At 61.1% G+C, this 2,260-nt stretch carries 2 protein-coding genes; both read left to right on the top strand.

Going from position 1 to position 2,260, the window contains the following annotated elements; genetic code table 11:
- Window positions 1–135 precede the first annotated feature (135 nt).
- Complete coding sequence (locus EOA13_RS36850; protein ID WP_127298014.1) at window positions 136–1,734, top strand: GMC family oxidoreductase N-terminal domain-containing protein; 1,599 nt, start codon at window positions 136–138, stop codon at window positions 1,732–1,734.
- Window positions 1,731–2,260, top strand: a 530-nt coding sequence (locus EOA13_RS36845) for an FAD-dependent oxidoreductase (RefSeq protein ID WP_127298013.1), incomplete at its 3' end; no start/stop codon positions are given. The genes EOA13_RS36850 and EOA13_RS36845, both read left to right, overlap by 4 nt.

Here is a 2,260-nt window from a genome sequence, read left to right as displayed (position 1 = left end):
GTGTCAGGAGGCACGTTCCGCAGCCGGCATCCGGTATTCAGTGGGTACAGACGTAACTCTAAGCTGGAAGCCAGAGTCCGTCGTCGTGCTCGCAGCTTAAATTTGCGGTCATCGCAACCGCAAAGGAATTTGAAAATGTACGATTACATTGTCGTGGGCGGCGGTTCTGCCGGTTGTACCATTTCGTCCCGCCTCAGCGAGGACAGCGACAGCAAAGTGTTGCTCCTCGAACAGGGAGACAGCGACTGGAACCCCTACATCCACATGCCCGTCACATACTACAAGACGTCGAAGGGCAACATGCTCACCCGCTACAAGCTGGACCCGCAGGTTCACCAGGGCGGGCTTGAGCCCGAATTCGTCCAGGGACGCGTACTTGGCGGAGGCAGTTCCGTCAATGCCATGGTGTACATGCGTGGCTGCCCCCAGGACTACGAGAACTGGGTGCAGGACGGGGCCGAGGGCTGGGGCTACAAGGATGTCCTGCCATATTTCAAGAAAGCCGAGGACAACGAACGGTTCAGCGGCGATGTCCACGGTGTCGGAGGTCCGCTGGGCGTATCCGACCAGCGTCACACCCACTATCTCACGAAGGCTTGGGCGCGCGCGGCACAGGAAATGGGCATCAACTTCAACCCGGATTTCAATTCAGGTTCTCAGGCTGGCGTCGGCTTCTATCAGGTGACCATGCGCAACGGTCTTCGCTGCAGCGCGGCCACAGCCTACCTCAAGCCCGCGCGAAACCGAAAGAACCTCACGATCCACACGCGCTCGAAGACGCTCAAGATCATCGTGGAGAATGGCCGGGCCGTCGGCGTCCAATATCTTCGCAAGGGGCAGATCATAACGGCCCGCGCCGAGCGCGAAGTCGTCGTGTGCTCCGGCGCGATCGGCTCGCCCCATCTGCTTATGGTGTCGGGGATTGGGCCCGCAAACCATCTCAAGCAAGCGGGCGTCCAGGTGGTCCACGATCTGCCGGGCGTCGGCCAGAACCTGCAGGATCACTTCGACATGTTTCTGATCTACGAACTGTCCGGTGCGCACTCCTACGACAAATACAAAAAGCTTAGATGGCAGGCCCTCGCAGGCCTCCAGTATGCACTCTTCCGCAACGGACCGGTGACTTCCAACATCTGCGAAGGTGGCTTGCTCTGGTACGGCGACGACAAGGACCCGCTCCCAAGCCTCCAGTACCACTTTCTTCCCGGCGCAGGTGTCGAAGAAGGTTCGGAGTCGGTCCCAAGCGGCAACGGATGCACGACCAACGTCTACCAGAGCCGCCCGCGGTCACGGGGTTGGGTGACGCTCAAGAGCTCCGATCCGATGGTCTTCCCGTCGGTCAACCCCAATTATCTCGCCGAAGAATACGATGTCGAATGCCTGGCAGAAGGTGTTCGCATCGGGCAGGAAATTCTTCGTCAGCGGTCCATGGAGAAGTACGTCTCCCGTCCATATCGTCCCGGCGAAGTGCTCAAGACGAAGGCCGAGCGCATGCAGTTCGTCCGCGAGACGGGCCAGGGCGCACTCCATCCTTCTGGGGCATGCCGCATGGGCAATGACGACATGGCCGTCGTCGACACCCAGTTGCGAGTTCGGGGGATCGACGGCCTGAGGGTCGCCGACTCGTCCATCATGCCGCGTGTCGTTTCCGGCAATCTGAACGCGCCGACCATCATGATCGGTGAACGCACGGCAGACATCATGCGGGGGAACCGAAGGAGCGCCGTCCAGTGAGCCAGCTCAAGCTTATAGAGGCGATCCCTTCCAATCTGGCACACGAGTTCGCCTGGTGGCAGAACGACGTGAAGTCCTCCAACCCATCCCCCAATCGACCAGCGCTCTCGGGTCGGATCGAGGCGGACGTCCTCATCGTTGGCGGCGGGTTCACGGGATTGTGGACGGCGCTGACCTTGAGACAGGCCTCTCCCAACCTGCGAGTGGCAATTTTCGAAGCCTGTAGGTGTGGCGACGGAGCCAGCAGCCGCAATGGCGGAAACGTGCACGGCTACTGGGGCGCTCTGCCCACGCTCGTACCTCTCTTCGGGGTGGAGAAGGCACTAGAATCCGGCCGCCTGGGGACCCTAGCCCAGAGAAAGCTCGCCGCGTTCGCGACCGCGCCAGGGCGAGATGTTTGGTGGGAGGAGCACGGCTATCTCCGCGTGGCGACGTCGCCTACCCAGATGGCGAAGCTCGATTCCTTCTCAGAGCTCGCACGCGAGCTCGGCGTGCCCGACACCGTTCGGAAGTTAGACAAGCGGGA

The sequence above is a fragment of the Mesorhizobium sp. M7A.F.Ca.US.011.01.1.1 genome, assembly GCF_003998295.1.
Taxonomy (GTDB): domain Bacteria; phylum Pseudomonadota; class Alphaproteobacteria; order Rhizobiales; family Rhizobiaceae; genus Mesorhizobium.
This window is presented reverse-complemented; position numbering and strand designations above follow the sequence as displayed.

Bases quoted from the DNA above. Each gene is read 5' to 3' on its own strand.
- EOA13_RS36850 (WP_127298014.1), top strand. From the start codon at position 136: ATGTACGATTACATTGTCGTGGGCGGCGGTTCTGCCGGTTGTACCATT.